Annotated in this window: 25 protein-coding genes; 15 read left to right on the top strand and 10 right to left on the bottom strand. The window is 67.6% G+C overall.

Annotated features, from left to right (window positions below):
* Position 1: 1 nt before the first annotated feature.
* The 3 genes from QPR87_RS21630 to QPR87_RS21620 all read left to right on the top strand — a co-directional run bounded on the left by QPR87_RS21630 (position 2) and on the right by QPR87_RS21620 (position 3,796).
* Positions 2-1,669, top strand: a complete 1,668-nt coding sequence (locus QPR87_RS21630; RefSeq protein ID WP_285051316.1) for an SLC13 family permease — start codon at positions 2-4, stop codon at positions 1,667-1,669.
* A gap of 132 nt (positions 1,670-1,801) precedes the next feature.
* Positions 1,802-2,965: a glycerate kinase family protein gene (locus QPR87_RS21625; RefSeq protein ID WP_285051315.1), complete on the top strand. Its 1,164-nt coding sequence runs from the start codon at positions 1,802-1,804 to the stop codon at positions 2,963-2,965.
* Between the two features lie 93 nt (positions 2,966-3,058).
* Entirely contained in the window at positions 3,059-3,796 is a 738-nt protein-coding gene (locus QPR87_RS21620) for a calcium-binding protein (RefSeq protein WP_011750786.1), read from the top strand.
* A gap of 190 nt (positions 3,797-3,986) precedes the next feature.
* On the opposite strand, the gene QPR87_RS21615 is transcribed toward QPR87_RS21620, so the two are convergent.
* Positions 3,987-4,898, bottom strand: coding sequence for a LysR family transcriptional regulator (locus QPR87_RS21615; protein ID WP_285051314.1), 912 nt, complete (start codon positions 4,896-4,898; stop codon positions 3,987-3,989).
* Between the two features lie 95 nt (positions 4,899-4,993).
* On the opposite strand from QPR87_RS21615, the gene wrbA reads away from it, so the two are divergent.
* Together wrbA and QPR87_RS21605 are read left to right on the top strand one after the other, a co-directional pair.
* Positions 4,994-5,620: an NAD(P)H:quinone oxidoreductase gene (gene wrbA, locus QPR87_RS21610; protein WP_285051313.1), complete on the top strand. Its 627-nt coding sequence runs from the start codon at positions 4,994-4,996 to the stop codon at positions 5,618-5,620.
* The gene (locus QPR87_RS21605) at positions 5,620-6,798 is read left to right on the top strand and encodes an MFS transporter (RefSeq protein WP_285051312.1); all 1,179 of its coding nucleotides are present in this window, start codon (positions 5,620-5,622) and stop codon (positions 6,796-6,798) included. Before wrbA ends, QPR87_RS21605 begins: the two co-directional genes overlap by 1 nt.
* Here the strand turns inward: QPR87_RS21605 and QPR87_RS21600 are convergent.
* Positions 6,786-7,973 carry an EamA family transporter gene (locus tag QPR87_RS21600; protein WP_502921634.1) on the bottom strand — a complete coding sequence of 396 codons (1,188 nt, stop codon included), beginning with the start codon at positions 7,971-7,973 and terminating at the stop codon, positions 6,786-6,788. The two genes, QPR87_RS21605 and QPR87_RS21600, sit on opposite strands and share 13 nt — an antisense overlap.
* Positions 7,974-8,058: 85 nt before the next feature.
* Positions 8,059-10,851 carry a bifunctional aconitate hydratase 2/2-methylisocitrate dehydratase gene (locus QPR87_RS21590; protein ID WP_285051311.1) on the bottom strand — a complete coding sequence of 931 codons (2,793 nt, stop codon included), beginning with the start codon at positions 10,849-10,851 and terminating at the stop codon, positions 8,059-8,061.
* A 510-nt stretch (positions 10,852-11,361) separates the two neighbouring features.
* Here QPR87_RS21590 and QPR87_RS21585 point away from each other — a divergent pair.
* On the top strand, positions 11,362-11,625 hold the full coding sequence (locus QPR87_RS21585; protein WP_285051310.1) for a hypothetical protein: 264 nt from the start codon (positions 11,362-11,364) through the stop codon (positions 11,623-11,625).
* Between the two features lie 93 nt (positions 11,626-11,718).
* Here the strand turns inward: QPR87_RS21585 and QPR87_RS21580 are convergent, their stop codons facing one another.
* From QPR87_RS21580 to QPR87_RS21570, 3 genes are all read right to left on the bottom strand, one after another.
* Entirely contained in the window at positions 11,719-12,528 is an 810-nt protein-coding gene (locus QPR87_RS21580; protein WP_285051309.1) for a hypothetical protein, read from the bottom strand.
* 128 nt (positions 12,529-12,656) lie between these two features.
* Positions 12,657-13,301 (bottom strand): NAD(P)-dependent oxidoreductase, encoded by a 645-nt coding sequence (locus tag QPR87_RS21575; RefSeq protein WP_285051308.1) that lies wholly within the window; start codon positions 13,299-13,301, stop codon positions 12,657-12,659.
* A gap of 71 nt (positions 13,302-13,372) precedes the next feature.
* Positions 13,373-14,563, bottom strand: a complete 1,191-nt coding sequence (locus QPR87_RS21570; protein ID WP_285051307.1) for an MFS transporter — start codon at positions 14,561-14,563, stop codon at positions 13,373-13,375.
* A 186-nt stretch (positions 14,564-14,749) separates the two neighbouring features.
* On the opposite strand from QPR87_RS21570, the gene QPR87_RS21565 reads away from it, so the two are divergent.
* Together QPR87_RS21565 and QPR87_RS21560 are read left to right on the top strand one after the other, a co-directional pair.
* The gene (locus tag QPR87_RS21565) at positions 14,750-15,667 is read left to right on the top strand and encodes a DMT family transporter (protein WP_285051306.1); all 918 of its coding nucleotides are present in this window, start codon (positions 14,750-14,752) and stop codon (positions 15,665-15,667) included.
* A 145-nt stretch (positions 15,668-15,812) separates the two neighbouring features.
* Positions 15,813-16,772: an aldo/keto reductase gene (locus QPR87_RS21560; RefSeq protein WP_285051305.1), complete on the top strand. Its 960-nt coding sequence runs from the start codon at positions 15,813-15,815 to the stop codon at positions 16,770-16,772.
* A gap of 69 nt (positions 16,773-16,841) precedes the next feature.
* Here QPR87_RS21560 and QPR87_RS21555 read toward each other — a convergent pair whose 3' ends face one another.
* Complete coding sequence (locus tag QPR87_RS21555; protein WP_285051304.1) at positions 16,842-17,744, bottom strand: LysR family transcriptional regulator; 903 nt, start codon at positions 17,742-17,744, stop codon at positions 16,842-16,844.
* A 98-nt stretch (positions 17,745-17,842) separates the two neighbouring features.
* Here QPR87_RS21555 and QPR87_RS21550 point away from each other — a divergent pair, with 98 nt between their 5' ends.
* Both QPR87_RS21550 and QPR87_RS21545 read left to right on the top strand, forming a co-directional pair.
* Positions 17,843-18,163 carry a nuclear transport factor 2 family protein gene (locus QPR87_RS21550; RefSeq protein WP_285051303.1) on the top strand — a complete coding sequence of 107 codons (321 nt, stop codon included), beginning with the start codon at positions 17,843-17,845 and terminating at the stop codon, positions 18,161-18,163.
* Positions 18,163-18,942, top strand: a complete 780-nt coding sequence (locus QPR87_RS21545; protein WP_285051302.1) for an SDR family oxidoreductase — start codon at positions 18,163-18,165, stop codon at positions 18,940-18,942. The genes QPR87_RS21550 and QPR87_RS21545 overlap by 1 nt, the downstream gene beginning before the upstream one ends.
* Positions 18,943-19,333: 391 nt before the next feature.
* Here QPR87_RS21545 and QPR87_RS21540 read toward each other — a convergent pair whose 3' ends face one another.
* Together QPR87_RS21540 and QPR87_RS21535 are read right to left on the bottom strand one after the other, a co-directional pair.
* Positions 19,334-19,687, bottom strand: a complete 354-nt coding sequence (locus tag QPR87_RS21540) for a cupin domain-containing protein (protein WP_285051301.1) — start codon at positions 19,685-19,687, stop codon at positions 19,334-19,336.
* 22 nt (positions 19,688-19,709) lie between these two features.
* On the bottom strand, positions 19,710-20,096 hold the full coding sequence (locus tag QPR87_RS21535; RefSeq protein WP_231001010.1) for a winged helix-turn-helix transcriptional regulator: 387 nt from the start codon (positions 20,094-20,096) through the stop codon (positions 19,710-19,712).
* 93 nt (positions 20,097-20,189) lie between these two features.
* Here QPR87_RS21535 and QPR87_RS21530 point away from each other — a divergent pair, with 93 nt between their 5' ends.
* Positions 20,190-21,101: an NAD(P)H-dependent oxidoreductase gene (locus QPR87_RS21530; RefSeq protein WP_285051300.1), complete on the top strand. Its 912-nt coding sequence runs from the start codon at positions 20,190-20,192 to the stop codon at positions 21,099-21,101.
* Between the two features lie 7 nt (positions 21,102-21,108).
* On the opposite strand, the gene QPR87_RS21525 is transcribed toward QPR87_RS21530, so the two are convergent.
* Positions 21,109-22,020 carry a LysR family transcriptional regulator gene (locus QPR87_RS21525; protein ID WP_285051299.1) on the bottom strand — a complete coding sequence of 304 codons (912 nt, stop codon included), beginning with the start codon at positions 22,018-22,020 and terminating at the stop codon, positions 21,109-21,111.
* Positions 22,021-22,118: 98 nt separating this feature from the next.
* Here QPR87_RS21525 and QPR87_RS21520 point away from each other — a divergent pair, with 98 nt between their 5' ends.
* From QPR87_RS21520 to QPR87_RS21505, 4 genes are all read left to right on the top strand, one after another.
* Positions 22,119-22,643 (top strand): SRPBCC domain-containing protein, encoded by a 525-nt coding sequence (locus QPR87_RS21520; RefSeq protein ID WP_285051298.1) that lies wholly within the window; start codon positions 22,119-22,121, stop codon positions 22,641-22,643.
* Complete coding sequence (locus QPR87_RS21515) at positions 22,633-22,800, top strand: glycine zipper domain-containing protein (protein ID WP_285051297.1); 168 nt, start codon at positions 22,633-22,635, stop codon at positions 22,798-22,800. The genes QPR87_RS21520 and QPR87_RS21515 overlap by 11 nt, the downstream gene beginning before the upstream one ends.
* Before the next feature lie 136 nt (positions 22,801-22,936).
* The gene (locus tag QPR87_RS21510) at positions 22,937-23,284 is read left to right on the top strand and encodes a DUF1330 domain-containing protein (RefSeq protein ID WP_285051296.1); all 348 of its coding nucleotides are present in this window, start codon (positions 22,937-22,939) and stop codon (positions 23,282-23,284) included.
* A gap of 123 nt (positions 23,285-23,407) precedes the next feature.
* On the top strand, positions 23,408-24,166 hold the full coding sequence (locus tag QPR87_RS21505) for an SDR family oxidoreductase (protein ID WP_285051295.1): 759 nt from the start codon (positions 23,408-23,410) through the stop codon (positions 24,164-24,166).
* Positions 24,167-24,606 lie beyond the last annotated feature (440 nt).

Below are 24,606 nucleotides of genomic sequence, written 5' to 3'. Positions count from 1 at the left end.
CATGACCGCCCGCAGCCTGTCCCCGCTTGCCGCCCTGCCGCAACCAAGCCGGCGCCACCTTAGCGTCGCCGTCCTGGCTGCCGCCATCCCGCTGCTGGCTGGCCTGCCCCAGACGCTCTCGGCCCCGGGCCGGGTTGCCCTGGCCGTCTCGGGCCTCGCGATCCTTGGCTGGGTCGGCACGCGCCTGCCGGAATCGCTGGTGGCGCTGGCTGCCGTGCTGGCGCTGGTCCTTGGCGGCGTGCTGACCGAGGCGCAGCTTTTCGCGGCCCTGGGCAGCGAGTTGATCTGGCTGCTGCTGTCGGCCTTTGTCATCGCCGCCGTGGCGAAAGAGGCGGGGCTGACGCAACGGCTGGTCGCGCCGCTGCTGGCGCGGGGGATGCGGGTCGTGCCCTTCTTCCTGTGGCTGACGCTGGCCATCGCCGGCACGGCCTTCGTGCTGCCTTCGACCTCGGGGCGGGCGGCGCTGCTGCTGCCGGTCTTTGCCGCCATCGCGGCGGCCTTGCCCGATCCGCGCCTGCGCCGCCCGCTGGCCCTGCTGTTCCCGACGGTGATCCTGCTGTCGGCCGGCGCCTCGCTGATCGGGGCGGGGGCGCATCTGTTGGCGGCGCAGGCGATCCGGGGCGCGACCGGCATCCATCTTGGCTATGTGGAATGGGCGATGCTCGGCCTGCCGTTTTCGCTGTTGGCCAGCCTTGCCGGCGCGGGCCTGATCCTGTGGCTGTTCGTCCCGCGCGTGGCGCTGCTGGCGCCCTTGCCCCGCATCGCCACGCCCGCCCCGGACGCCGCCACCCGCGCCCGCCAGCGCCGCATCGGGCTGGTGCTGGCGCTGGTCGTGGGCCTGTGGCTGACGGCCGGGCTGCACGGGATCGGCATGGCGCTGGTCGCGCTGATCGGGGCGCTGGTGCTGCTGACCCCACCCTTCACCAGCCGCAAGCCCAAGGAGATCTTCCGCGCCGTCGATACCGAGCTTCTGCTCTACATGTCCGCGACCGTGCTGATGGCCGAGGCGATGGTCGCGACCGGGGCCGACCGCTGGCTGGCGGGCCAGGCGCTTGCGGCCTTGCCGCCCGGCCTGTCGGGCAGCCTGCCGATCGTGGTGGTGCTGCTGTCTGCGGTGGCGGTGCTGGCGCATCTGGCGATCACCTCGCGCTCGGCCCGCGCGGCGGTGCTGATCCCGGCGGTGGCCCTGCCGCTGGCGGCGATGGGGCACGACCCGGCGCTGATGGTCATGGTCGCGGTGATGGGCACGGGGTTTTGCCAAAGCATGATGGCTTCGGCCAAGCCGGTGGCGATCTTCGGCCAGGCCGAGGAAGCGGGCTTTGGCCAGCGCGACCTGATCCGGCTGGCGCTGCCGCTGGCGCCGGTCGTGACGGCGCTGCTGGTCGGCTTTGCCCTGCTGGTCTGGCCCGCGCAATTGGCGCGGATGCGGGACGATGCGCAACCGGCGCCCGTTCCGACCCTGTCCGCCGCCATGCTGGTCTCACCCGCCGTGGCCTTGCCGCCCCCTGCCGCCCCGGTGATCGAGGCAGCGCGGCCCTTGCCCCGACCCCAGCGGCTGGCCCAAGCCGTCCCGCAGCCGCCCAAGGTCCGCCAGTCGCGCCCTGAGTCCGATTTGCGGGCGCTGAACCACATCCTGCGGCCTGCGGGCATCCGGCTTGTCATCCGGTAATCCGCTGCAAACGCGATGACAGGGCGGCACGGGGCCGCCTTTTTCACGCCTGGGCGGAATTTTTCGCCCCTGCCGGGAATAAGGCAGGGGGCGCGGACGTAACCCCATCAGACAACCGGAAAGGATATGAAAATGTCTCTCACCGTCCTGATCGCGCCTTCGGGCTTCAAGGAATCGCTTTCGGTCAAGGATGTGGCCGAGGCCATCGCGCGGGGCGTCCGCCGCGCCGCCCCCCATGCGACCATCCTGACCGCGCCGATGGTCGATGGCGGCGAGGGCACGACCGAGGCGCTGGTCGCCGCGACCGGCGGACGGTTGATGCAGGCCGAGGTGACCGGCCCGGTGGGCCAACCCGTGGACAGTTTCTGGGGGCTGATGGGCGGCGATGGGCCGCGCACCGCCGTGATCGAGATGGCCGCCGCGGCCGGCCTGTCGCTGGTGCCGCGCGACCGGCGCGACCCGACCCTGACCACCAGCCGCGGCGTGGGCGAACTGATCCTGAAGGCGCTGGACCATGGCGTGGACCGCATCCTGATCGGCTGCGGCGACAGCGGCATCAACGACGGCGGTGCCGGCATGGCGCGCGCGCTTGGCGCCCGGCTGCTGGACGGCGAGGGGCGCGAATTGCCCGAGGGCGGCGGCGCGTTGGAGCATCTGGCGCAGATCGACGTCTCGGGGCTGGACCCGAGGCTGGCCGGGGTCGGGATCGACGCGGCGGTGAACTGGCACAACATGCTGCTGGGACCGCGCGGCGTGGCCCGCGTCTTCGGCCCGCAAAAGGGCGCGAGCCCCGAGCAGGTCGAGCAACTCGACCGCGGCATGACCCGCTATGCGCAGGCGATCATGGCGGCCACGGGCCGGGACGTGGCGCCGATGCCGGGCGCCGGGGCCTCGGGCGGGCTTGGCGCCGGGCTGGTCGCCTTTGCCGGTGCGGTGCTGCATCCGCGTTTCCAGATCATGCTGGATTACCTGGATTTCGACCGCCTGCTGGGCCGCGCCGACTTGGTCATCACCGCCGAGGGTGCGCTGGATGCGCAAAGCCCCTTCGGCAAGGTTCCCTGCGAGGTCGCCCGCCGCGCCGAGGCGATCGGTATCCCGACCGTCGCGCTGGCGGGCACCATCGGCAAGGGCGCGCGCCAGACCTATGAGCACGGGATCGGCGCCTATGCCTCGATCATGCGGCGGCCCTGCTCGCTGGAAAAGGCCATCGGCGAGGGTGCGAAACTGCTGCGCAACGCCGCCGAGAACACGATGCGGATGCTGCTGGTCGGCCAGCGGCTTGCCGCCCGTGCCTGAGGCACGACCCATTCCGCGCCCGGAGGAACCGGCAGCCGGGCGCGGATCACGGTTCGTTCATGCCGGTCCAAACCAAAGTGACGGAGAGAAACCATGGCCAGAATCCGTGGCAATGACGACGACAACCGCCTGGTCGGCACCAAGTTCGCCGACCAGATCTGGGGCCGCTCGGGCGACGACCTGCTCTTTGGCCGCGCGGGCAACGATACGCTGGACGGCGGCGAGGGCAATGACCGCATCGACGCCGGCTCGGGCCACAACCGCATCATCGGCGGCTCGGGCAATGACGTGATCAAGGCGCTGGGCGGCAACGACCGGATCACGGCGGGCGAGGGTAACGATGTCGTGCAAGCCGGGGGCGGCAACAACACGATCTCGCTCGGCTCGGGCAACGACCGCTCGGTCAGCGGCGGCGGCCGCGACACCATCAGCGGCGGCGAGGGCAACGACACCATCCGCGCCGGAGGCGGCAACGACCTGATCCGCGGCGGCGAGGGCGACGACCGCCTGTTCGGCGAGGCAGGCCACGACCGCATCATCGCGGGCGAGGGCAACGACACCCTGAACGGCGGCCGGGGCAACGACACGATGACCGGAGGCGAGGGTGCCGATGTCTTCGTCTGGAACGGCGGGCGCGACCGGATCACCGATTTCGACCATGACGACGACGTGATCGACCTGTCCTTCTATGGCCGCTTCGACAGTTGGGCCGACATCCGCGGCGCCGCCAGCCAGGTCGGCGACAATGTCGTCATCAGGGCGGGCGCCGACCGGCTGGTGATCGAGGACACGCGCCTCGGCCAGCTTCGCAGCGACGATTTCGACTGGTAGAGGCCGAAAGATCGCGGGGGCCGGCGTGGCAGCGCCGGCCCCGGGCTGCAAGGCCGCCGTTCCGACCGGGCGTCATCCTCGTCGCCCGGATCGTGATCGCCGCCTGTTGCGGCTGAAGCCCGCCGCCTCGCCGCGACTCGTTCCGGGGCGCAGCACCAGGGACGTAACGGAACCGGCGGCAGGCCATCGTTTACCCTGCTGCATCGCTTTCACAAAGCCGCATCAGCACCTTGGCGAACGTGCTTGCGGCGGGGCCGAAGGGCTCGTCGAGGCGATGGGCGAGATAGCTTTGCGAGGTGACCTGGGCGTTGCGGCCAAGCGCGGCCGTATCCAGCCGGACCAGCCTGCCGGATCTCAGGTCGTCCGCGACCAGCCAGGACGGCAGCCTGCCCCAGCCGACGCCCGACAGGATCAGCGCATGCTTGGCGCCTTGGGTGTTGACCCGGCAGGATTGCGGCGACAGCACGCCGAAATCCCGCCCCTCCGACAAGGGCGAGGGATCGGACAGCACGATCTGGACATGGTCGGCCAGATTCGGGATGCCGATCCCGCGCCCGGCCGCCAGGGCATGGCCGGCCGCGACCACCGCCACCTGCGAGACGGGCGACAGGGCCTCGAAACTGATGCGGGGATCGCGGAAATCCTCGCCGACCATGATGGCAAGCGTGCAGCGTCTTTCGGTCAGCGCCTGCAACGGCCCGCCAAGCGGCTGGATGGCAAGCCTGAGCGCCACCGAGGGGTAGGCCCGGCGCATCTCGGCCAGTGCCACGCCGACCAGCGGGATCGGAAACAGCGTGTCGGCGGTGATGGACAGTTCCAGCTCGACGCCCTCGCCGAAGCCGCGCGCCCGGGCCCGCATCGCGTCGACCCGCAGCAGGATGTCGCGCGCATCGGCAAGCAGCGTCTTGCCCTCGGCCGTCAGGACCGGGCGGTGGCCGGAGCGGTCGAACAGCTGCACGCCAAGCTGCGCCTCCAGATTGGCCACGCTTGTGCTGACGCCGGACTGCGCCCGCGACAGGCTGCCTGCGCCGGCGCGAAAGCTGCCTTTGTCGGCGACCGCGACGAAGGTGCGGATCTGGTCGAGGGTCAGGGCGTCCAGCATGATCGCTTCAGATGATCGGAACCATCGGAATTATATCACTCCTGCCGGTCATTCGTCACCCCTATCCTGGACGCGACAGGAACAGGAGAGAACCGATGACCGATGTGCTGGTGCTTTATTATTCGTCCTATGGGCATGTCGAAACCATGGCCGCTGCGGTCGCCCAGGGCGCGCGCGAGGTAGGGGCGAGGGTCGCGGTCCGGCGCGTGCCGGAACTGGTGCCCGAGGCCGTCGCGGAAAGGGCGGGCTACAAGCAGGACCAGCGCGCGCCCGTCGCGACGGTGGGCGAACTGGCCGATTACGACGCGATCATCATCGGCACGCCGACCCGCTTCGGCAACATGGCCTCGCAGATGAAGAATTTCCTGGACCAGACCGGCGGGCTGTGGGTCGAGGACCGGCTGGTCGGCAAGGTCGGCAGCGTCTTCACCTCGACCGGCAGCCAGCATGGCGGGCAGGAAACGACGATCCAGTCCACCCATACGGTGCTGCTGCATCTGGGCATGATCGTGGTCGGCCTGCCCTACAGCTTCAAGGGCCAGATGCGCATGGACGAGATCACCGGCGGCTCGCCCTATGGCGCCTCGACGCTGGCCGACGACGGCGATGGCGGCGACCGCCAGCCAAGCGCGAACGAGCTGGACGGGGCGCGCTTCCAGGGGCAGCATGTGGCGGAAATCGCCGCGGCGCTGGTCGCGGGACGCAAGCGCGAGGCGGCGTGATGGCGACGCGCTGGGGTGCCGTCTCGCTGATCGTGGCGGCGGGGATCGCCGCCGCGTTGCAGGTCGGCAAGGCGGCCATCGCCGCGCCGATGCTGCGGGCCGATCTGGGGCTGGGCCTGTCCGCCATCGGCTGGCTGACCGGGGTTTTCGCGCTTCTCGGGCTGGTCGGCGGCATTCCGGCCGGCGCGCTGGTCGCTGCCATCGGCGGGCGGCGCATCCTTGTCCTTGGCCTGCTGGTGACGGCGGCCGGATCGGCGCTTGGCGCATCCGCCGGCAGCTTCGCCTGGCTCCTGGTCTCGCGCATCGTCGAGGGCGCGGGCTTTCTGCTGATCACCGTCGCCGCGCCGTCCATTCTGGAGCATGTGGCCCAGCGGTCGCGCCGCGACCTCGCCTTTGCGCTGTGGAGCTGCTTCATGCCCGCCGGCATGGCGATTGCGATGCTGGCCGGCCCGCTTTTCGGTGGATGGCGCGATATCTGGTGGGCAAGTGCCGGCCTTGCGCTGGCGGTCGGGATCGCGGTCCGGTGCGTGCTGCCGCCGGACGGCCAACGCAGGCGCTGGTCGTGGCAGGGCCTTGCCGTGGATGCGACCGCCACCGTCAGGGCGGGCGGGCCGCTGGGCCTTGCCGCCGCCTTTGCGCTTTACAGCCTGATGTTCTTTGCGCTGTTCGGCTTCCTGCCGGTGCTGCTGATGGAGCGGATGCAGGTCACGCATCAGATGGCGGGCCTGCTGAGCGCGCTGGCGACGGCGGCCAATATCCTCGGCAACCTTGCCGCGGGCCTGCTGCTGTCGCGCGGCGTCGGGCGAGGCGCGCTGCTGGCAGGGGCGAGCCTTGCGATGGGCGTGGCCGGGCTGGGGTTATTCCTGCCGGTCTTGCCGGACATGCCGACCTTTGGGCTGTGCGTCCTGTTCTCGGCCGTCGGCGGGCTGATCCCGGCGGTGCTTTTGTCCTCGGCACCGCTGGCGGCGCCGACGGCAGGGCTGGTTCCCATCGTGCTTGGCCTGATGGTGCAGGGCAACAACCTGGGCCAGATCGCCGGGCCGGTCGCGGTCGGCAGCGCCATCCAGAGCCATGGCTGGCCTGCGGCGGCGGTGATCGTCGGCGTTGCGGCGCTGGCCGGCATGGCGATTGCCGTTACGCTTGGCCGCGCGCTGCGGCCCGTCCCTTATCGGGCATGAACCTGCCTTGACGGCGTGGCCCGCTGGCTCAGCCAGATGCTGGCGACCACGACCGCCGCGCCGATCATCTGCGTTGCCGACAGCGCCTGGCCAAGGATCGCCCAGCCAAGCAGGATCGCCGTCAGCGGGCTGAGAAAGCCCAGCGAGGACACCGCCGCCGGCTCCAGCCTCGCCACGCCGCGAAACCACAGGATATAGGTCAGGGCAGTGAACAGCACCAGATAACCCATGCCGGCCGCATTGGCGGCATCGAGCGGCGGCATCGGCGGGTCCAGCAGCAAGGCCAGCGGCAAAAGCAGCAATCCGCCCGCCGTCAACTGCCATGCCGTCAGCACCAGGGCGGAAACCGGCGGCCGCCATTTGCGGGTCAGCACGGTGCCGAAGGCCATCGAAAAGGCCCCGCCAAGCGCCGCCGCGATACCCGGCATGTCCGGCACGGCGCCATCTTGCAGCACCAGCAGCGCTACGCCTGCCATGCCCATGACCGCCGCCAGCACCGACAGCACCCTGATCCGCGTGCCAAGCACTGCGCTTGCGGCAAAGACCACGATCAGCGGCTGCACCGCCCCCACCGTCGCGGCGATGCCGCCGGGCAGGCGATAGGCCGCCACGAACAGCAGCGCCCAGAAGACGGTGAAGTTCAGCGCCCCCAGCACGAACGAGCGCCAGAGCCAGTCCCCCTTGGGCAGCTGCCGCACCAGAAGCAGCAGGATCAGCCCCGTGGGCAGCGCGCGGATCGCGGCGACGCTCAGCGGCGGGGCGCCGGGCAGCAACTCGGTCGCCACGATATAGGTGCTGCCCCAGACCGCCGGGGCCAGCGCGGTCAGCAGGATGTCGGATGGTTTGGGCATGTCGACCTCGGGCTGCTGGAGCGTCGTCAGGATCTGCGCCACCGGAAGGCGCGGCTTTTGCGGCCGGTTGCCCTCTGCGGCATGTCCGACGGCGACAAGCAGGACGGGGATCTCATCGGCGGCCAGCGCGAATTCCCGCGCCAGCCGTTCCGCGTCGAAGCCCGCCATCGGGCAGGAGGCGAGCCCATGGGCCTGGGCCGCGAAGATCGGGAAGGCGGCGCCCGGCGTGGCCGAGCGGATCGCCTCGTCGCGCCGCATTCCGGCATCGGCGGCATAGGTTTGCTCGACCGCCGCAACCCAGGAGCCGACGGCCAAGGGCGGCATGATCCCGGCAATTCCAGGCCATATGTTCAGCGATGGCGAAGGGCGACCGATGAACGTCCGCCCTTTGCCCGGTCGGGCCAGCCCTTCAGAAATGGACCGACCGTGAGGTCTCGGGCTTTTCCAGCGGCGGGGCGAACCTGGTAAGGTCGATCCCCTCGACGGCGGCCTTGTATTCCTCGGCACTGGGCGTCCGGCCAAGGATCGCGGACAGCACGACGACCGGCGTCGAGGCAAGCAGGGATTCCCCCTTCTTCTCGGCGGTGTCCTCGACGACCCGTCCCTGGAACAGGCGCGTGGAGGTGGCCAGGACGGTGTCGCCTTTCGCGGCCTTTTCCTGGTTGCCCATACACAGGTTGCAGCCGGGCCGTTCGAGATACAGGATGTTCTCGTATTCGGTGCGCGCCTTGCTCTTGGGCAGCAGGTCATCGAACTCGAAGCCCGAATATTTCTGCAAGATCTCCCAATCTCCCTCGGCCTTCAGCTCGTCGATGATGTTGTAGGTGGGCGCGGCGACGACCAGGGGCGCCTTGAACTCCACCTTGCCCTGCGATTTCTCGAGGTTCTTGAGCATCTGGGCGACGATCTTGATGTCGCCCTTGTGCACCATGCAGGAGCCGACGAACCCGAGATCGACCTTTTTCCGGGCACCGTAATAGGAAACCGGCCGAATCGTGTCGTGGGTGTAGCGCTTGGAGACATCCGCGTTGTTCACGTCCGGGTCGGCGATCATGGGCTCGTCGATCAGATCGAGATCGACGACGACTTCCGCGAAATACTTCGCGTTCTCGTCGGGGGCGAGCGCCGGCTTTTCGCCGGAGCGGATTTCGGCGATGCGCTTGTCCGCCTTGGCGATCAGGCCATGCAGCGTCCCCGCCGCGTTCTCCATGCCCTTGTCGATCATGATCTGGATACGGCTTTTCGCGATTTCCAGCGATTCGATCAGGGTCTCGTCCTGCGAGATGCAGATCGAGGCCTTGGCCTTCATCTCGGCGGTCCAGTCCGTGAAGGTGAAGGCCTGGTCGGCCAGCAGCGTGCCGATATGCACCTCGATCACGCGGCCCTGGAACACGTTGTCGCCGCATTGCTTCAGCATCTGCGCCTGGGTCGCGTGGACCACGTCGCGGAAGTCCATGTGGGGCTGCATGGTGCCCTTGAAGGTCACCTTCACCGATTCCGGGATCGGCATGGTCGCCTCGCCCGTGGCCAGCGCCAGCGCCACGGTGCCGGAATCCGCCCCGAAGGCTACGCCCTTGGACATGCGGGTATGGCTGTCGCCGCCGATGATGATCGCCCAGTCGTCCACGGTGATGTCGTTCAGGACCTTGTGGATCACGTCCGTCATCGCGTGATAGACGCCCTTCGGGTCCCGCGCGGTGATCAGGCCGAAATTGTTCATGAAGGCCATGAGCTTGGGGATATTCGCCTGGGCCTTCGCGTCCCAGACCGAGGCGGTGTGGCAGCCGGACTGATAGGCGCCGTCCAGGATGGGCGAGATGACGGTGGCCGCCATGGCCTCCAGTTCCTGCGCGGTCATCAGCCCGGTCGTGTCCTGCGAGCCGACGATGTTCACCCTGACCCGCACGTCCGATCCGGCGTGCAGCACCTTGCCGGGCGTCACGCCGACGGCATTGCGGTTGAAGATCTTCTCGACCGCCGTCAGGCCCTGGCCCTCGCGCGAGATTTCCTTGTTGGGGGCGAATACCGGCGTCGGCTCGATGCCCAGGGTTTCGGCCGCGAAGGTTTGCAGTTTCTTGCCGAAGACGATGGCGTAAGAGCCGCCGGCCTTCATGAACTCCACCTTCTGGGGCGTGAAGGCCGAGGCCACGTCGACTAGGTCCCGGGTGCCGGTTTCGTCGTAAAGCTTCTTGTCCCGGGTGTTGATGGTCAGGACCGTGCCCGTCTCGACGGAGTATTTCTGTTCGAGGATCGGGTTGCCGTCGTTGTTCAGGATCGGCTTGCCGTCCTCATCCGTTTTCCTGACCCAGTTCTTCAGGTCGATGCCGATGCCGCCGGTCACGCCGACCGTCGTCAGAAAGATCGGCGAGATGCCGTTGGTCCCGGCGACGACCGGGGCGATGTTGACGAAGGGCACATAGGGGCTGGCCTTCTTGCCGGTCCAGAGGGCGACGTTGTTCACGCCGGACATCCGCGACGAGCCCACGCCCATCGTGCCCTTTTCCGCGATCAGCATCACGCGCTTGTCGGGATGCTGCTTTTGCAGCGCCTGGATTTCCCTTTGCGCCTCGGGCGAGATCATGCATTGGCCATGCAATTCCCGGTCCGAGCGCGAATGCGCCTGGTTGCCGGGCGACAGCAGGTCGGTGGAGATATCGCCTTCCGCGGCGATATAGGTCACGACCTTGATCTCTTCCTCGATGCCGGGAAGCTTGGTGAAGAACTCGGCCTTCGCATAGCTTTCCAGGATGTCCTTCGCGACCGCATTGCCGGCCTCGTAGGCCATGCCCAGCCGGGCCATGTCCGCGTCGTAGAGGAAGACCTGGGTCTTGAGCACCTCTGCCGCCTGCTGTGCGATCGCGGCATCCTCGCCAAGCGCGAGGTCGAGGAGGATCTCGACGGACGGGCCGCCCTTCATGTGCGACAGCAGCTCGAAGGCGAAGGCGGGGGCAATCTCGGGCACGATGGCCTCGCCGACGATGATCTTCTTCAGGAATGCCGCCTTGACACCCGCGGCGCTCGTGGTGCCGGGCAGGGTGTTGTAGATGAAGAAGTTCAGGGAATCGTCGCGGTATTCGCTGCCGGCATCCTCGATCTGCGCGATGAGCTCTGCTACCAGAGCCCCGTCCTCGATGGGTTTGGGATGCAGGCCCTGACCCTTGCGCGTTTCGATTTCGGTCAGGTAGTCCGTGTACAAGCTCATGACGATCCCTACGGTTCAGTGCCGGATAAAGCTGGACCCCCGGGCCGTGAGAACTGTTGGCGAGCGGCGGCAAGCTTATTGTATGCTGATGTATACCGAAATGGCTCCGGTAGCAAGAGGCGCGCTGCGGGTATGTTGCTGCACAGGTTCGACCGCCCCTGGCAGGCTGTCCCGCATCCCTGAGATTGGTTTGAACCGCAGCGCCTGCCCAGCCGGTTTGATGGCCTATGGAGGATCTGCGGCGTCGCCGCAATCGTCATGTTCTGGCCATGTGATCCAAGTGTGGGAAGCGAGAACGCGATTGATGGCGCTGATTCCCGTTCCTGTCCATCGGTCCGGGGGTCGCGCGCATCCGCATTCTTGCCGCTGCAAGGGTTGCTGCGGGGAATGCTGCTTGGCGAGGGGCTGGTGCCACGGTCGCCGCCACGAGGCCAACGCCCAGAAGGACTGGCACATGTGCGAGAGCGGTTCCGACAGGTTCACGCTTGATCACCTGACGGATTTCTAGCGATGCGCCCCGTGCTGAAGAGAATTGCGCTCCTCCTCGGCAGCCTGGTCGTGCTTGTGCCCCTATGCGGGGTTCTCGGCTATGCCATCGGCTACTTCATTGCATTGTTTGTCTTTTCCGCAACATTGGAGCCCCATACCTACGAGCACGACCGCGACCTGTTCGCCGCCATTTACGGCATCATGTTCATCGGCGGCTTCCTCTATGCCGTCTCGGCCGGCTTTGCGATATTCCGGTTTGTTCGCAGCTTTCGATCAGGCCGATAGAGCTTGAGCGTTGCGCGACGGATGGACCGGACGGGGTGATGCAGGTTTCCCGGGGTGGATTTCGTGGTGTCGTCTGTTGCGGCGGGGGCAGCTCTATGGTGCGACGGCAAACAGCGCGACCGAGGCGTTGATCTTTGGCACGACGAGGTCGTAGGGCGTCTCCCACATCCCCCGAAAGGTGATCGCCGCCATGGCGGCCTTGTAGCGCGCCACCTGGTCCGCGCCGACCGGCACGCAGCGCGGCATCACGATGCCGTCCCAGCCGTCATAGGGGATGAACCAGTCGCCGGGCGGCATCTCGGCATGTTCCAGATAGGCTTGCAGCACGAACAGCATCTCGCCGTGCAGCGCACCCATCCGCGCCTCGTTTTCCGGGCCGATCTCGTCATGGCCCTCGGCGCTGCGCACCACGGGCAGGCCAAGCGTGCGGGCCATGTCGATCTCGAAATGCACATAGTCGCCATAGGGCCGCTTGCAGTCGATCACGCTGCCCCGCCAGCTGGTCGTTTGCAGCAGGCGGATGTGATCGGCCGTCACCGCGAAGCTGGTCCGGCCCTCGACGGGCTGGCGAAAGGCGTAAATGCCGGGCGTGAAGCGGGCATGCAGGAAGAAGGCGCAGACCAGCCGCTCCATACGCGCAATGATCGTGGAAGAGGGCTTGTCGAACTCGGCGGCGTAATCCTCCAGCGTCATGCCGCCGGGGACGATGCCGGGCGCGCCGGATTCGCAGTCGATCCAGACGGCGCGGCAGGCCCGGAACCAGGCGATGTCCTCGGCAGAGATGGCCACGGGGTCGATATGGCGCCATTCCGGGGCCGCACTGGCCGGACGTAGCGCAAGGCAGGCGAGGGCGGCACCCAGCAGCGACCGCCGCGTCAGCCTGCTGAGCGGGGTGGTCGTCATACCTGCATCTCCTTCCAGGGTTCGAAACCCTCCCGTGCGGCATTTGCCCGACTCCATGCAGCCAGCCTGTCCATAAGGGCGCATGCTTCGCAAGGGACGGATACAGCCCCAGCCCTGCCTTGGCGACATCAGGAATGGCCGATGAACGGTTTCCGGTGCAGGAAGCGCGCGCCCTCCAGACTGTCGAGGATGAAGCCGGCGACCTCGGCGCGGGTGATGGATCTCAGCTGCAACCCATGGGGAATTTCGGTGTGGACCTGCAAGGGTCCGCTTCCCGCACGGGCGGAAAAGGGTGCCGGCCGGACGATGGTCCAGTCCAGGCCGCTTTGTTCGATGATCGCCTCCTGGCGATCCTTGTCGGCATAGCGATTGCGGGTGAAAAGCGGATAGATGATGCGGTTGTAGAGCCATCCGCCATGGCCCTTGCTGTCGCCGGCCCCGATCCCGGTCACCGCCACGAGGCGCCGAACGCCAGCCGCCTGCATCGCCTCCACCACCGCCTTCGTGGTCTCGGAGAACAGGGTCGTCCTGCCTTGCCTGTCGATCCCCAGGCAGATGACCACCGCGTCGTGCCCGGCGATATGCCGGCGCAGGAATGCCGCGTCGGTGGGCGAGCCGACCGCGACGGCCACGGCCTCGGTTTCCGTCAGCTTGGCCGTGCTGCGGGTCTGCGCGGTGATGCGGTGCCCGCGGGCGACGGCCTGCTCCAGCAGGCACGATCCCACGCCACCCGAAGCACCCAGAACGAAGAATCGCATATTGCCTCCGAACATCGCCGCCTCTTGCGGCCTGCCCGGCGATGCTATCATCGCTCGATGTCAGAGATCATCCCCGATCACCGGCATTAAAGGTGGAACCGCCGCTGCCGGAGCGCGATCCACAGCATGGCGATGCCCGAAAGGCCGGCACCGATCAGGAAGGGCGCCTGCGATCCCGCGCTGTGCCAGAACCATCCGGCGGCAGTATTGCCCACCAGCATCACCAAGCCGGCCACCAGGTTGAACGTGCCGAAGGCGCTGCCCCTGATCGCATCGGGCGTGGCGGCGGCGATCATCGCCCCCAGAAGCCCTTGGGAAAATCCCATGTGCAGGCCCCAGAACACGGTTCCCAGGATATAGGCCCAGACCGTCCCGGCGAATGCCAGCGTCAGATGCGCGATCGTCAGGAAGACCAGGCTCCACGACAGCAGCCCCGCCGTCCCGATCCGGTCCGAGAGGCGACCGACCGGCCATGCCGTCAGCCCATAGGCCGCATGCATGACCACCATGGCCAGGGGGACCCAGGTCGGGGCAAACCCGGCCTCCAGCGCCTTCAGCAGCACGAAGGCCTCGCTGAACCGCGCGAGCATGATGATGGCGGCCAGCCCGATCACCGCCCAGACGGCGCGGTTCAGCCGGAATGCGTCGGCAAGGCGGAAGCCTGATCGCTTTGCCACACGGCTCGGTTCGGGCTCATGCACGGCCAGGACCAGCACCAGCATGGCGAGGGCGGCGGGAATCGCCGCGATCCAGAAGACCGCGGCGATGTCGCCCGCCAGCAGGATCATCGCTCCGACCGCCACCAGCGGCCCCAGGAAGCCGCCCACCGTGTCCAGCGACTTGCGCAATCCGAAGCTTGCGCCACGGATCTGCGGCGGGGCGACGGCGGCGATGATGGCGTCGCGCGGCGTGCCACGGATGCCCTTGCCGACCCGGTCCAATGCCTTGGCCAGCACGATCTGGTCGATGCTGATCGCCAGCGGAAAGATCAGCCGCGACAGCGCACCCAGCCCATAGCCCAGAACCGCCAGCGGTTTCGCCCTGCGGCTCCAGTCGGCGAACACGCCCGAGAGGAACCTGGTCGCGGTGGCGATGGCGACCGAGAGCCCCTCGATGAAGCCGATGGCGAGGGCCGACGCGCCAAGCCCGCCCGCCAGCCAGAGCGGCAGCAGGGTGTTGATCATCTCGGACGACACGTCCATCAGCAGGCTGACGATGCCCAGCATCCAGACCGTTGGCGGGATGGGCGGGGCGGGGTTCTGCAAAGACTTGGGCATGGCGTTCCGTTGGCTGGTCCGGGCGAACTGATGCATGGTCCGCGGCCATGGCGCAATGTCCGCAAAGTCCCGCGGCGCCCACGAAGGGCCGGTCCCGCGGCCGGCCGGAGTGGGTGGCGTGCAAGGGCGCGGGCTGATAGCAACCCGGGCAAAGGTCTTCTTACCACTCATTGGACGAGCCCCTCCATGGAACGCGTTTCGGCCCCTCCGCAAGAAACCCCGGCCGTGCGCACGCGCCATGCCGCCAACCTTGTCGGCGCCTTGTGGATGGTCGTGGCGATGGCGGGTTTCACCTTCGAGGATGCGCTGATCAAGGGCGCATCCTCCACCGTCCCGATCGCCCAGATCCTTGTCACTTTCGGGGCAGGCGGCGCGCTGGTCTTTGCCGGCCTGGCCCGATGGGCAGGCGAAAGCCTTTTCACGCCCGAGGTGCTGTCGTTCCCGATGCGCCTGCGGGTGGTGTTCGAGATCGCGGGCAGGCTGTTCTATGTTCTCGCGCTGGCGCTGATACCGCTTTCGGCGGCCACCGTCATCCTTCAGGCGACGCCGGTCGTGGTGGTCGCCGCCGCCGCCCTTGTCTTCGGCGAGCCGGTCGGATGGCGCCGGTGGAGCGCCATCCTGCTTGGCATGGCGGGCGTGCTGGTGATCATCAGGCCGGGCACGGACAGCTTCTCCATGCTCTCGCTCCTTGCTGTCGCGGGCATGCTGGGATTTGCCGGACGAGACCTCGCCAGCCGCGCGGCCCCCGCGACGCTGGGGACCAATGTCCTTGGATTTTACGGCTTTCTGGCGGTGGCGCTGGCCGGCGTGATGGTTTCCTTCTGGTCGGATGCACCGTTCGTCCTTCCTGAAACGCGGGCCGGCCTGTTTCTGGGCGGTGCGGTGCTGTGCGGCGTCTGTGCCTATGCCTGCCTGATGAAGGCGATGCGCACGGGCGAGGTATCTGCCGTCACGCCCTTCAGGTATGTGCGGCTGATCTTCGGCGTCGCGCTGGGCGTCATTCTGTTCGGAGAACGCCTCACCACCCCGATGCTTCTCGGTTCGGCCATGATCGTCCTGTCCGGGCTGTTCATCATGTGGCGAAGCGCGTCCAAAGGGGCCTAGATCGCCGTATCGAGCATGAGACGTCGGGTCAGTCAACGGGCACCAGTGCGGCGCCCGGATGCCGAACGCTGACGATAAGGTCGCTTTCGCTTGACGGGCGGGGCAGGTCGCGCTTCCCTGCCGCACCGCGGCACAGGAGGCAGGAATGGAACAGAGACGGCTCGGCAACCGCAATGTCGGCGCCATCGGCTTCGGCACGATGAGCTTTGGCGGCATGTTCGGCGCAACGGACGAGGCGACCTCGCTGGCCTGCCTCGATGCGGCGGTGGACGCGGGCATCGGCCATTTCGACACGGCCAATATCTACGGCATGGGCATATCGGAACAGATCATCGGCCGCTGGGGGCGTCGCGACCTGCATCTGGCCACGAAATGCGGCATCGTCAACGGGCCGCCGCGCGCGGTGCGCAATGACGAGCCCTATATCCGCCAATGCCTTGAGGAATCGCTGCGCCGGCTGAAACGCGAGCATGTGGATCTTTACTACATCCACCGCCGCCAACCCGACATCCCTGTCGAGGACGTGGCCGGGACGATGTCGAAGCTGGTGCAAGAGGGAAAGATCGGCGGCTATGGCCTGTCCGAGATCGCGCCATCGACCTTGCGCCGCGCCCATGCCGAATATCCCGTGACCGCGGTTCAAAGCGAATTCTCCCTCTGGACGCGGCTGCCCCAGCTGGGCCTGATCCAGGCCTGCCGCGAGCTTGGCGTCGCCTTCGTCGCCTTTTCTCCGCTGGGCCGGGGGATGTTCGGGCGCGAGCCGCTGAAACGGGATTTCCGGGCCGGCATCGACTTTCGCGAAACCAACCCGCGTTTCACCGAGCCGAACTTCTCGGCGAACCTTGCCGCCATTGCGCCCTTCCGCGACCTCTGCGCCCAGCGGGGCTGGACGGTCCCGGGCGCGGCGCTGGCATGGGTTCTGGCGCAGGGGGATCACATCGTTCCAATCCCGGCCACCCGGACGGCGGATCACCTTCGCGACTGGCAGGTCCCGGATCTTGACGCCGCGGATATTGCGGAAATCGACCGTATCCTGCCCGCGGGGTTTGCCCATGGCGACCGCTATGGCGATCATCAGATGGCTTTCGTGGAGCGCTATTGCTGAGCTCGGCGCTGGCCTGCTTTGCGCTGCGCGCGGGCCTGGCATGTGTTGCGGCCTGCGGGTGAAGCTGCCTCAGCCCCTTTGCGCCGCCATCTCTCGCGCCATCGCAAGGAATGCGGTGAGCCCCGCCGAGGGGTTCCTGCGGCCGGGGTAATACAGGCAGAAGCCGGGGCGTGGCAGGGTCCAGTCCTCCAGCAGGCGGATCAGGCGGCCGGCGGCGATGTCCTCGGCCACGTTCTGCTCGATGAAGAAGCCGATGCCCGCGCCCTCCAGCACGGCGGCGCGGGCGATGGCGGCCTCGTCCAGGATCAGGCGGCCGCGGACGTCGATCTGCACCACCTCGCCCTGCCGCTCGAAATACCAGCGGAAAAGCTCTCGGTTCGGCAGCCGCACCCGGATGCAGTCATGCGCCAGCAGATCGGCCGGCACCAGCGGCAGGGGCCGGTCCGCCAGCCAGGCCGGGGTCGCGACGACCGCATAACGCTGCGGCTTGCCGAGCGGCAGGGCGATCATGTCGCGGGGGACCAGGTCGCCGGTGCGGATGCCCAGGTCGAAGCCTTCGGCCACGATGTCGACCAGCCGCTCCTCGGTCACCAGATCGACCTGCATCCGGGGATGGCGGCGCAGGAAGTCCAGCACCAAAGGCGAGATGATCTCGCGCCCCGCCACCGCCGAGGCATTGATGCGCAGCATCCCCGAGGGCGTCTGGCCCTGCGCGCGCACGCTGTCCATCGCCCCGCGGATCTCGGCCAGCGCGGGCGAGACGCTTGCGACGAACTGCCGCCCGGCATCGCTCAGCGACACGCTGCGGGTGGTCCGGTTGAACAACCGCACGCCCAGGCCCGCCTCCAGCCGGGCGATGGCATGGGACAGCGCGGTCGTCGACATGCCCAGCTCGATCGCCGCCGCCCGGAAGGTGCCCCGGCGCGCAATGGCCAGCACGGCTTCCAGATCCCTCAGCCCGGCGTTCTTCATTGTCCCGATCCTGTCATCACCAGATGCCATCTTATCCCGCTTATCCCGATAATGGTCGAGGCCCATGTTTCGCCTGCAAGCAACAGAAGGAACGGAACATGCAGCTTCCCGCGCCGATCAGAACCTATTTCGAGGCCCACCCCCCGCAGGATGCCCAGGCCTTGGCCGCGGCCTTCGCCCCTGATGCCGTGGTGCATGACGAACACCGGACCCATCGCGATCCCGAGGAAATCCTGGCCTGGTGGCAGGCGGCCAAGGCGCAGTATCGCCACAAGGCCGAGCCGCTTGACCTGACCCAAGCGGCGGGCAAGACCGTGGTCCGCGCCCGCGTCAGCGGCGATTTTCCGGGCAGCCCCGCCACGCTGACCTTCACCTTCGGCCTGGCGGGCGACCGCATCACCGATCTGGAGATCCGCTGATGACCGGCTTTCTGACCCTGCGGGGCAAGCGCGCCCTGATCACCGGTGGCACCCAGGGCACCGGCGCCGCCACCGTGGCGCTGTTCCGGGAACTTGGCGCGCAGGTGCTGACCACGGCCCGCTCGCGCCCCGAGAACCTGCCCGAACAGATCTTCGTCGCCGCCGACCTGACCACCGCGCAGGGCTGCCGGGCCGTGGCCGAGGCCGCGCACAGCCGGCTGGGCGGCGTCGACATAATCGTCCATGTGCTGGGCGGATCGAGCGCGCCGGGAGGCGGTTTCGCCGCGCTGACCGACGAGGAATGGCAGAAGGAGCTGGACTGGAACCTGCTTTCTGCCGTCCGGCTGGACCGCGCGCTTGTGCCGGGGATGGTCGCGCAGGGAGCAGGGGTGGTCATCCATGTCACCTCGATCCAGCGCCTCATGCCGCTGCCGGGCTCCACCACCGGCTATGCCGCCGCCAAGGCCGCGCTCTCGACCTACAGCAAGAGCCTTGCGAAAGAAGTGTCGCCCCAAGGCGTGCGCGTCCTGCGCGTCGCCCCCGGCTGGATCGAGACCGAGGCCGCCATCCGCCATGCCGAGCGGTTGGCGCAGGAGGCGGGCACGGACTACGCGGGCGGCAAGCGGATCATCATGGAGGCGCTTGGCGGCATCCCCTTGGGCCGCCCCGCGAAACCGGCCGAGATCGCCAGCCTGATCGCCTTTCTCGCCTCGGATCGTGCAGCCTCCATCACCGGCACGGAACATGTGATCGACGGGGGAACCGTGCCGACGGCGTGAGGCACGCGCCCGGCCGCCGCCCCACGGCCTCGTTCCGGGCCGGCGGTGGGCAACCGGGCTGCGGAAACCGGCCATTGGCAGGCCGCATGATCATTCTGTGCGACCATCCTGCGATGGACGCGGAAACGCGATCCCCGCAGGCACTTGCGGATCCTTGCGCGAGAGTCGCGCGCGTTGATCATCGCTCGTACGTCGGTGATGGTGGGTTCGGGCGGCGCTGACCGAGCAGGGCCGTGCCGTCCGCACCGACGCCATCGCCCGCGTAAAACAGGTGAGCGATGCGCTTCGGCGATGAGGTAATCGCAATGGTGGAGCGCTGGCTCGGGGCGGTCGGGCAGCGCCATGCGCCGTAATCGCGGAACGCAGGGACGACGGTCGCGCCGCCTTTCGATCAGATGGGGTTGCGTTCGACGGCCGTAGCGGCATCGCCGGTATTGGGCGTGCCGGTCGGCTCGATCAGCAACAGATGGGCCTCCTTGCGGGCGACGGGGCAATGCTCGACGCCCTTCGGGACGACGAAGATTTCGCCGGCCCTCAGCGTCACCACCCGGTCCCGCAGCCGGATCTCGATCTCGCCTTGCAGGACAAGGAAGAAATCGTCCGTGTCGGGATGGGAATGCCACCTGAACTCTCCCTCGACCTTGACGACCATCACGTCATGGCCGTTGAACGTCGCCACGGTCCGGGGCGACCATTTTTGGTCGAAGCTTGCCAGTTTCTCCGCCAGGTTTATCGCGTCGCTCATCGGCTTTTTCCGTTTGTCGCCATCATGCCATCCCTTCCTGCGCGTCATAGCGGCGCTTGGCCGCCTGGACGTTTTCCAGTTCGCGCCCGATCCAGCCGGTCAGCCCGTCCATGACGCCCAGCAACCCTTCGCCCAGGCCGGTCAGGGCATAGCTGACCTTCGGCGGGACGCTCGGCTGGACATGGCGGGTGATCAGCCCGTGACGGCACAGCTTCTTCAGCGTCTCGGACAGCACGCGCTCGCTGATGCCCTCGACCGCATTGCGGACCTCGTAGAAGCGTTGCGGGCCGCCCCGCAGCGACCAGAGGATCAGCAGCGGCCAGCGGCTGGTGATCAGTTCGAACAGGTCCCGGCCCGGGCAGTCGCTGTGCATCGGGTCGGCGGGGTCGGAGGAGGGGCTTACGTCCATGTCGGCTCCTGAGATTCATATCCGCTCTTCCACTGGTAAGCGGCTTACTTATCATAAGCCCATATCGGAATGCATCAAGAAAGGTTGGTTGCCATGGATGCGATCAGGAGCGACGCCTATACGCTGGTCAACGTCTTTACCCCCAAGCCGGGCGAGACGGATCGGTTCCTTGACCTGCAACTGCGCGAAACCGCCGCGCTGCGCGAGGGCGCGGCGCAGAAAGGATGGCTGGGCAACGAGGTCTATCGTGCGCGGGATGGCAAGCGGGTGATCGTGGTTACGCGCTTTGCCGATGCCGGGGCGCAGCGGGGCTGGGCGGCCAACCCCGCCTTTGCCGCGCATCTCGGCCGCATCGGCCCCTTGCTGGAGACGGTCGAATCGATCCCGGTCGAGCAGGTCGCCCGCCATAGCGGGGCCGTGGCGCCGGATCGCCCCCTGAGCCTGGGGGTCATCGTCGGCAGCACCCGCGCAGGCCGCTTTGCCGACAGGCCGGCATCCTGGATCGCGGCAAAGGCCGAGGGCGCGGGTTTCGATGTCGCGCAGGTCGACCTGCGCGACTTTGCCATGCCGTTCCTGGGCGATCCGGCAGCCACCAAGGCGCAGCAGGCCGCCGCGCAAGCCTTTGCCGACAAGGTCTCCACCTTCGACGCCTATGTCTTCACCGTCGCCGAATACAACCACGCCCCGACGGCGGTGCTGAAGAACGCGCTGGACCATGCGGAATGGGCCAGGAAGCCCGCGGGCCTGGTCGGCTATGGCGGCGTCGGCGGGGCGCGCGCGGTCGAGCATGTCCGGGCCATCGCCGCCGAGCTGGAGATGGTCGCGATGCAGACGGCGGTTCATATCCCCTTCGGCGACTACCTGGCGATCTCGAAGGGCGAGGCCCGGATCGACAGACTGGATCATCTGGAACGCTCGGCCGACAAGATGCTGGCGCAACTGGCATGGTGGGCACGCGCGTTGCAAGCCGCCCGCAGCAGGGAAGAATCGCTGGTGCCTGCCTGACGACGGCTCAAGCCTGTCGAAGCGATCGCCGCTCCGAATATGCGGCGAGGTTTTCGGCCAGATGGTCGAACAGCAACCGCATCCGGCGCGTGTCGCGCAGGTCTTCGTGCATGGCGATCCACATCTCGTAGCCGAACTCCACCATATCCGGCAGCACGCGCACCAGCTCCGGCTCATCGGCCGCAAGTCCAAGGTGGCAGGCGCCGATGCCGAAGCCGGCCTTCACGGCCATCAGCTGTGCCACGGCGCTGTCGCAGCGAAAGGCGAAGCTCTCGCGCGACAGCGGGTGGCCGCCGAAGGATATGCCGGCGACAAGGCCCTCTTCCTGATCGATGCCGATCAGCGGGTGGGAGAACAGCGCCTCGACCGTCTCGGGCAAGCCGTGGGCGGCGACGTAGCGGCGATGGGCGAACAGGCCGACCCGCACGAACCCCACATGGCGCGCAACGATGGCCTGCTGTTCGGGGCGAACCATGCGCACCGCGATGTCGGCCTCGCGGCGCAGAAGGTTCTCGTTGCGGGTCGACAGCGCCAGCTCGATGTCGATCCCGGGGTGGCGCTCGTGAAAGGCGGCCAGCATCGGCGGCAGCACGAAGGTTCCGACGATATCGACCGCCGCCAGCCGGACGGTGCCGCGCAGCTCGTCCCGCTCGCCCGAGGCCGTGCGGACCAGGTCGTCCGCGATCATGGCCATGTCCCTTGCCTGCGACACCAGCACCAGCGCCAGCGGCGTCGGGTCCAGGCCGCCCCGCGAACGGGTGAAGAGCCTTGCCCCGATCCCGTCCTCGAGCGCGTCGACATGACGGCCCACCGTCGGCTGGGTCAGCCTCAGGACTCTGGCCGCCCCCGACAGGCTGCCCTCCTCGACCACGGCCAGAAAGCTGCGCCAATGATCCCAGCTATCGACACGACCAGACATACGATTTTGTATATCTTCCATACGCCATTCGTCAATTTTCGTTCCACTTTGTGCGGCCTATGTCTTGTCCACGGACAGGACCAGTGCGGAGAGACGCCATGAACATCCCGCTTGCAGCCGCTTCGGTGGCCGCCATTCTGGTGGCGGCGGCGTTCGCGTTCGCTCCGCGGCAGGAAGTGGTCACGGAGGTCGGGATCGACGCCACGCCCGCGCAGGTGTGGGCGCTGCTGGGCGATCCGGGCAGCTATCGCGACTGGAACCCCTTCATCGTGTCGATGGAGGGGGAACTGGCCAGGGGCGAAACGCTCGTCAACAGGCTGCGGCCCGAAACCGGCAACGAGATCGCCTTCAAGCCGGTCGTGCTGAAGGTCGAGCCGGCAAGGGAGTTGCGCTGGCTTGGCCGCCTGTTCCTGCCGCGCGTCCTCGACGGCGAACATTACGTCATCCTCGACGAGCGTCAGGGCGGCACCCATCTGATCCATGGCGAGAGGTTTCATGGCGTGCTGTTGTGGTTCATCGACGCGAAGCGGTTCGGTGCCGATTTCGAAAGGATGAACGCGGCGCTGAAAGCCAGGGTGGAGGCGGGGCAGTCGTCCCCGGAAAGGAGCGGTGGTGCGCAATAGGAAAATCGCTATCGGAATCGCGGTCGGCCTGGCTGTCGGCGCCGGAGTGGGCAGCGCGATGGACAATATCGGCATGGGCGTCGGCATCTGCCTGGCGCTGGGCATCGCCATCGGATCGGCCTGGAAAGCCTGGACCGGGAAATCCGGCGGCAAATAGGCATCGGGTCCGGGCATTCCACCCGTTTCCCATGAAGGCGGCGCAGGCGACCGGCGTCTTCCCTCCGGGCCGGGGTTTGTGCGCTAGCGCCGTCGGCCCGCGCTCAACCGATCACACAGAAGAAGGAGATCTACTCATGGCCAGCTATGCCGTTGCCCGTCTGCATCATGTCGAGATGGCCCCCGATATCGTTGCCTATCTCGAAGCCATCGATGCCACGCTCGCGCCGTTCGCAGGGCGGTTCGTGATCCATGGCGGCGACAAGGAGCAACTGGAAGGCGCCTGGTCGGGTGATCTGATCGTCATCGGCTTTCCCGACCGTGCCGCTGCGCGAGCCTGGTATGCTTCGCCTGCCTATCAGGCGATCCTGCCGCTGCGCACCCGCAATTCCCAAGGGGATGTGATCCTGATCGACGGGGTCGGAGACGATCATCGCGCCACCGATATTCTCTCGCGGCAGGCGGTGGGACCGGGCGTGGCGTGACGCGAAGGGGCGCGACTGTCCGGGCCTTGCCTGAAGCCGCTCTTTTCGAAGGCAAGGAACGGGAAGCGGCCTTCGCGGTCTCGCGGCTAGACAGCCATGGTCCGATATTCAGGAGAACGGATCATGGAACTGAAAGGCAAGACGATCATCGTCACAGGTGCCAGCAGCGGGATCGGCGCGTCTGCCGCCACGCTGTTCGCCGCCGAGGGCGCCAATCTGGTGCTGACGGCGCGCCGGCGGCACGAACTTGATGCCCTTGCGGCCTCGATCGACCGGGACGGTGGCCGGGCCGTCGTCCTGGCGGGCGATGTCAGGGACGAGGGCCATGCCGATGCTCTGACCGATCTCGCGCTGCGGGAATTCGGCGCATTGGATGGCGCCTTCAACAATGCCGGCATCGTGGGCCGGATGGGGCCGGTTCCAGAGATGGAGCCCGGAAACTGGCAGGATGTCATCGCAGTCAACCTGACGGCGGCCTTTCTGGCGGCAAAGGCGCAGATCCCGGCGATGCGCAAGGGCGGCGGCGGCTCTATCGTCTTCACCTCGTCCTTCGTCGGCTTCAGCAATGGCGGCATGCCGGGCATGGGCGCCTATGCAGCATCGAAGGCGGGGATGATCGGCCTGGTGCGGTCGCTGGCAGCGGACCATGCCGCCGAGGGCATCCGCGTCAACGCGCTGTTGCCGGGCGGCACGATCACGCCGAGCGGCGGCGAGGGAAACCCGGATGTGCTGGATTTCATCGCCGGCCTGCATCCGGTGAAGCGGATGGCAAGGCCGGCCGAGATCGCGCAGGCCGCGCTGTTCCTGCTGTCGGACCGCTCAAGCTTCGTGACCGGCAGCCCGCTGATCGCCGATGGCGGCATTTCGGTCCGGCTGACCTGAACGCGCCGACAGTCTGGGTGCGGGGCGGTGGTATGTGCCGCCCGCACCCAGACTGTCGGCAAGCTGCCTTTGGTCGCTGCTTCCATGTGCTGCCGGTGAGTGCGGATACGAAGCTTGCCAGCCCGGAAAACAGGGCTTTCACAAGAGAAATAACGCGTTGCACCATGCAGCACGCTTCGACCAACCGCAAATATCGCTGGTGGCCTGGGCTGCTATCCATGCCGACTTGGGCAAGGCTGCGATGAACTCCGCCGACCTGCGGCATTTACAAAGGCCGCCCCATTTGGGGCGGCCTGCTTTTTTCACCCGGTTGTGGGCTTGTTTACATCATGCCGCCCATGCCGCCCATGTCGGGCATGCCGCCTGCGGGGGCCTTGGGCTCGGGCTTTTCGGCGATCATCGCCTCGGTGGTGATCAGCAGGCCGGCCACGGACGCGGCG

Source organism: Paracoccus sp. SSJ, from assembly GCF_030234105.1.
Taxonomy (GTDB): Bacteria; Pseudomonadota; Alphaproteobacteria; order Rhodobacterales; family Rhodobacteraceae; genus Paracoccus; species Paracoccus denitrificans.
Note: the sequence above shows the minus strand (reverse complement) of the source record. Positions and strands in the feature narration are given on the sequence as shown.

Coding starts and splice junctions, on each gene's coding strand:
- QPR87_RS21630 (WP_285051316.1), top strand. CDS start 2: ATGACCGCCCGCAGCCTGTCCCCGCTTGCCGCCCTGCCGCAACCAAGC.
- QPR87_RS21625 (WP_285051315.1), top strand. CDS start 1,802: ATGTCTCTCACCGTCCTGATCGCGCCTTCGGGCTTCAAGGAATCGCTT.
- QPR87_RS21620 (WP_011750786.1), top strand. CDS start 3,059: ATGGCCAGAATCCGTGGCAATGACGACGACAACCGCCTGGTCGGCACC.
- QPR87_RS21615 (WP_285051314.1), bottom strand. CDS start 4,898: ATGCTGGACGCCCTGACCCTCGACCAGATCCGCACCTTCGTCGCGGTC.
- wrbA (WP_285051313.1), top strand. CDS start 4,994: ATGACCGATGTGCTGGTGCTTTATTATTCGTCCTATGGGCATGTCGAA.
- QPR87_RS21605 (WP_285051312.1), top strand. CDS start 5,620: ATGGCGACGCGCTGGGGTGCCGTCTCGCTGATCGTGGCGGCGGGGATC.
- QPR87_RS21600 (WP_502921634.1), bottom strand. CDS start 7,973: ATGCCGCCCTTGGCCGTCGGCTCCTGGGTTGCGGCGGTCGAGCAAACC.
- QPR87_RS21590 (WP_285051311.1), bottom strand. CDS start 10,851: ATGAGCTTGTACACGGACTACCTGACCGAAATCGAAACGCGCAAGGGT.
- QPR87_RS21585 (WP_285051310.1), top strand. CDS start 11,362: ATGCGCCCCGTGCTGAAGAGAATTGCGCTCCTCCTCGGCAGCCTGGTC.
- QPR87_RS21580 (WP_285051309.1), bottom strand. CDS start 12,528: ATGACGACCACCCCGCTCAGCAGGCTGACGCGGCGGTCGCTGCTGGGT.
- QPR87_RS21575 (WP_285051308.1), bottom strand. CDS start 13,301: ATGTTCGGAGGCAATATGCGATTCTTCGTTCTGGGTGCTTCGGGTGGC.
- QPR87_RS21570 (WP_285051307.1), bottom strand. CDS start 14,563: ATGCCCAAGTCTTTGCAGAACCCCGCCCCGCCCATCCCGCCAACGGTC.
- QPR87_RS21565 (WP_285051306.1), top strand. CDS start 14,750: ATGGAACGCGTTTCGGCCCCTCCGCAAGAAACCCCGGCCGTGCGCACG.
- QPR87_RS21560 (WP_285051305.1), top strand. CDS start 15,813: ATGGAACAGAGACGGCTCGGCAACCGCAATGTCGGCGCCATCGGCTTC.
- QPR87_RS21555 (WP_285051304.1), bottom strand. CDS start 17,744: ATGAAGAACGCCGGGCTGAGGGATCTGGAAGCCGTGCTGGCCATTGCG.
- QPR87_RS21550 (WP_285051303.1), top strand. CDS start 17,843: ATGCAGCTTCCCGCGCCGATCAGAACCTATTTCGAGGCCCACCCCCCG.
- QPR87_RS21545 (WP_285051302.1), top strand. CDS start 18,163: ATGACCGGCTTTCTGACCCTGCGGGGCAAGCGCGCCCTGATCACCGGT.
- QPR87_RS21540 (WP_285051301.1), bottom strand. CDS start 19,687: ATGAGCGACGCGATAAACCTGGCGGAGAAACTGGCAAGCTTCGACCAA.
- QPR87_RS21535 (WP_231001010.1), bottom strand. CDS start 20,096: ATGGACGTAAGCCCCTCCTCCGACCCCGCCGACCCGATGCACAGCGAC.
- QPR87_RS21530 (WP_285051300.1), top strand. CDS start 20,190: ATGGATGCGATCAGGAGCGACGCCTATACGCTGGTCAACGTCTTTACC.
- QPR87_RS21525 (WP_285051299.1), bottom strand. CDS start 22,020: ATGTCTGGTCGTGTCGATAGCTGGGATCATTGGCGCAGCTTTCTGGCC.
- QPR87_RS21520 (WP_285051298.1), top strand. CDS start 22,119: ATGAACATCCCGCTTGCAGCCGCTTCGGTGGCCGCCATTCTGGTGGCG.
- QPR87_RS21510 (WP_285051296.1), top strand. CDS start 22,937: ATGGCCAGCTATGCCGTTGCCCGTCTGCATCATGTCGAGATGGCCCCC.
- QPR87_RS21505 (WP_285051295.1), top strand. CDS start 23,408: ATGGAACTGAAAGGCAAGACGATCATCGTCACAGGTGCCAGCAGCGGG.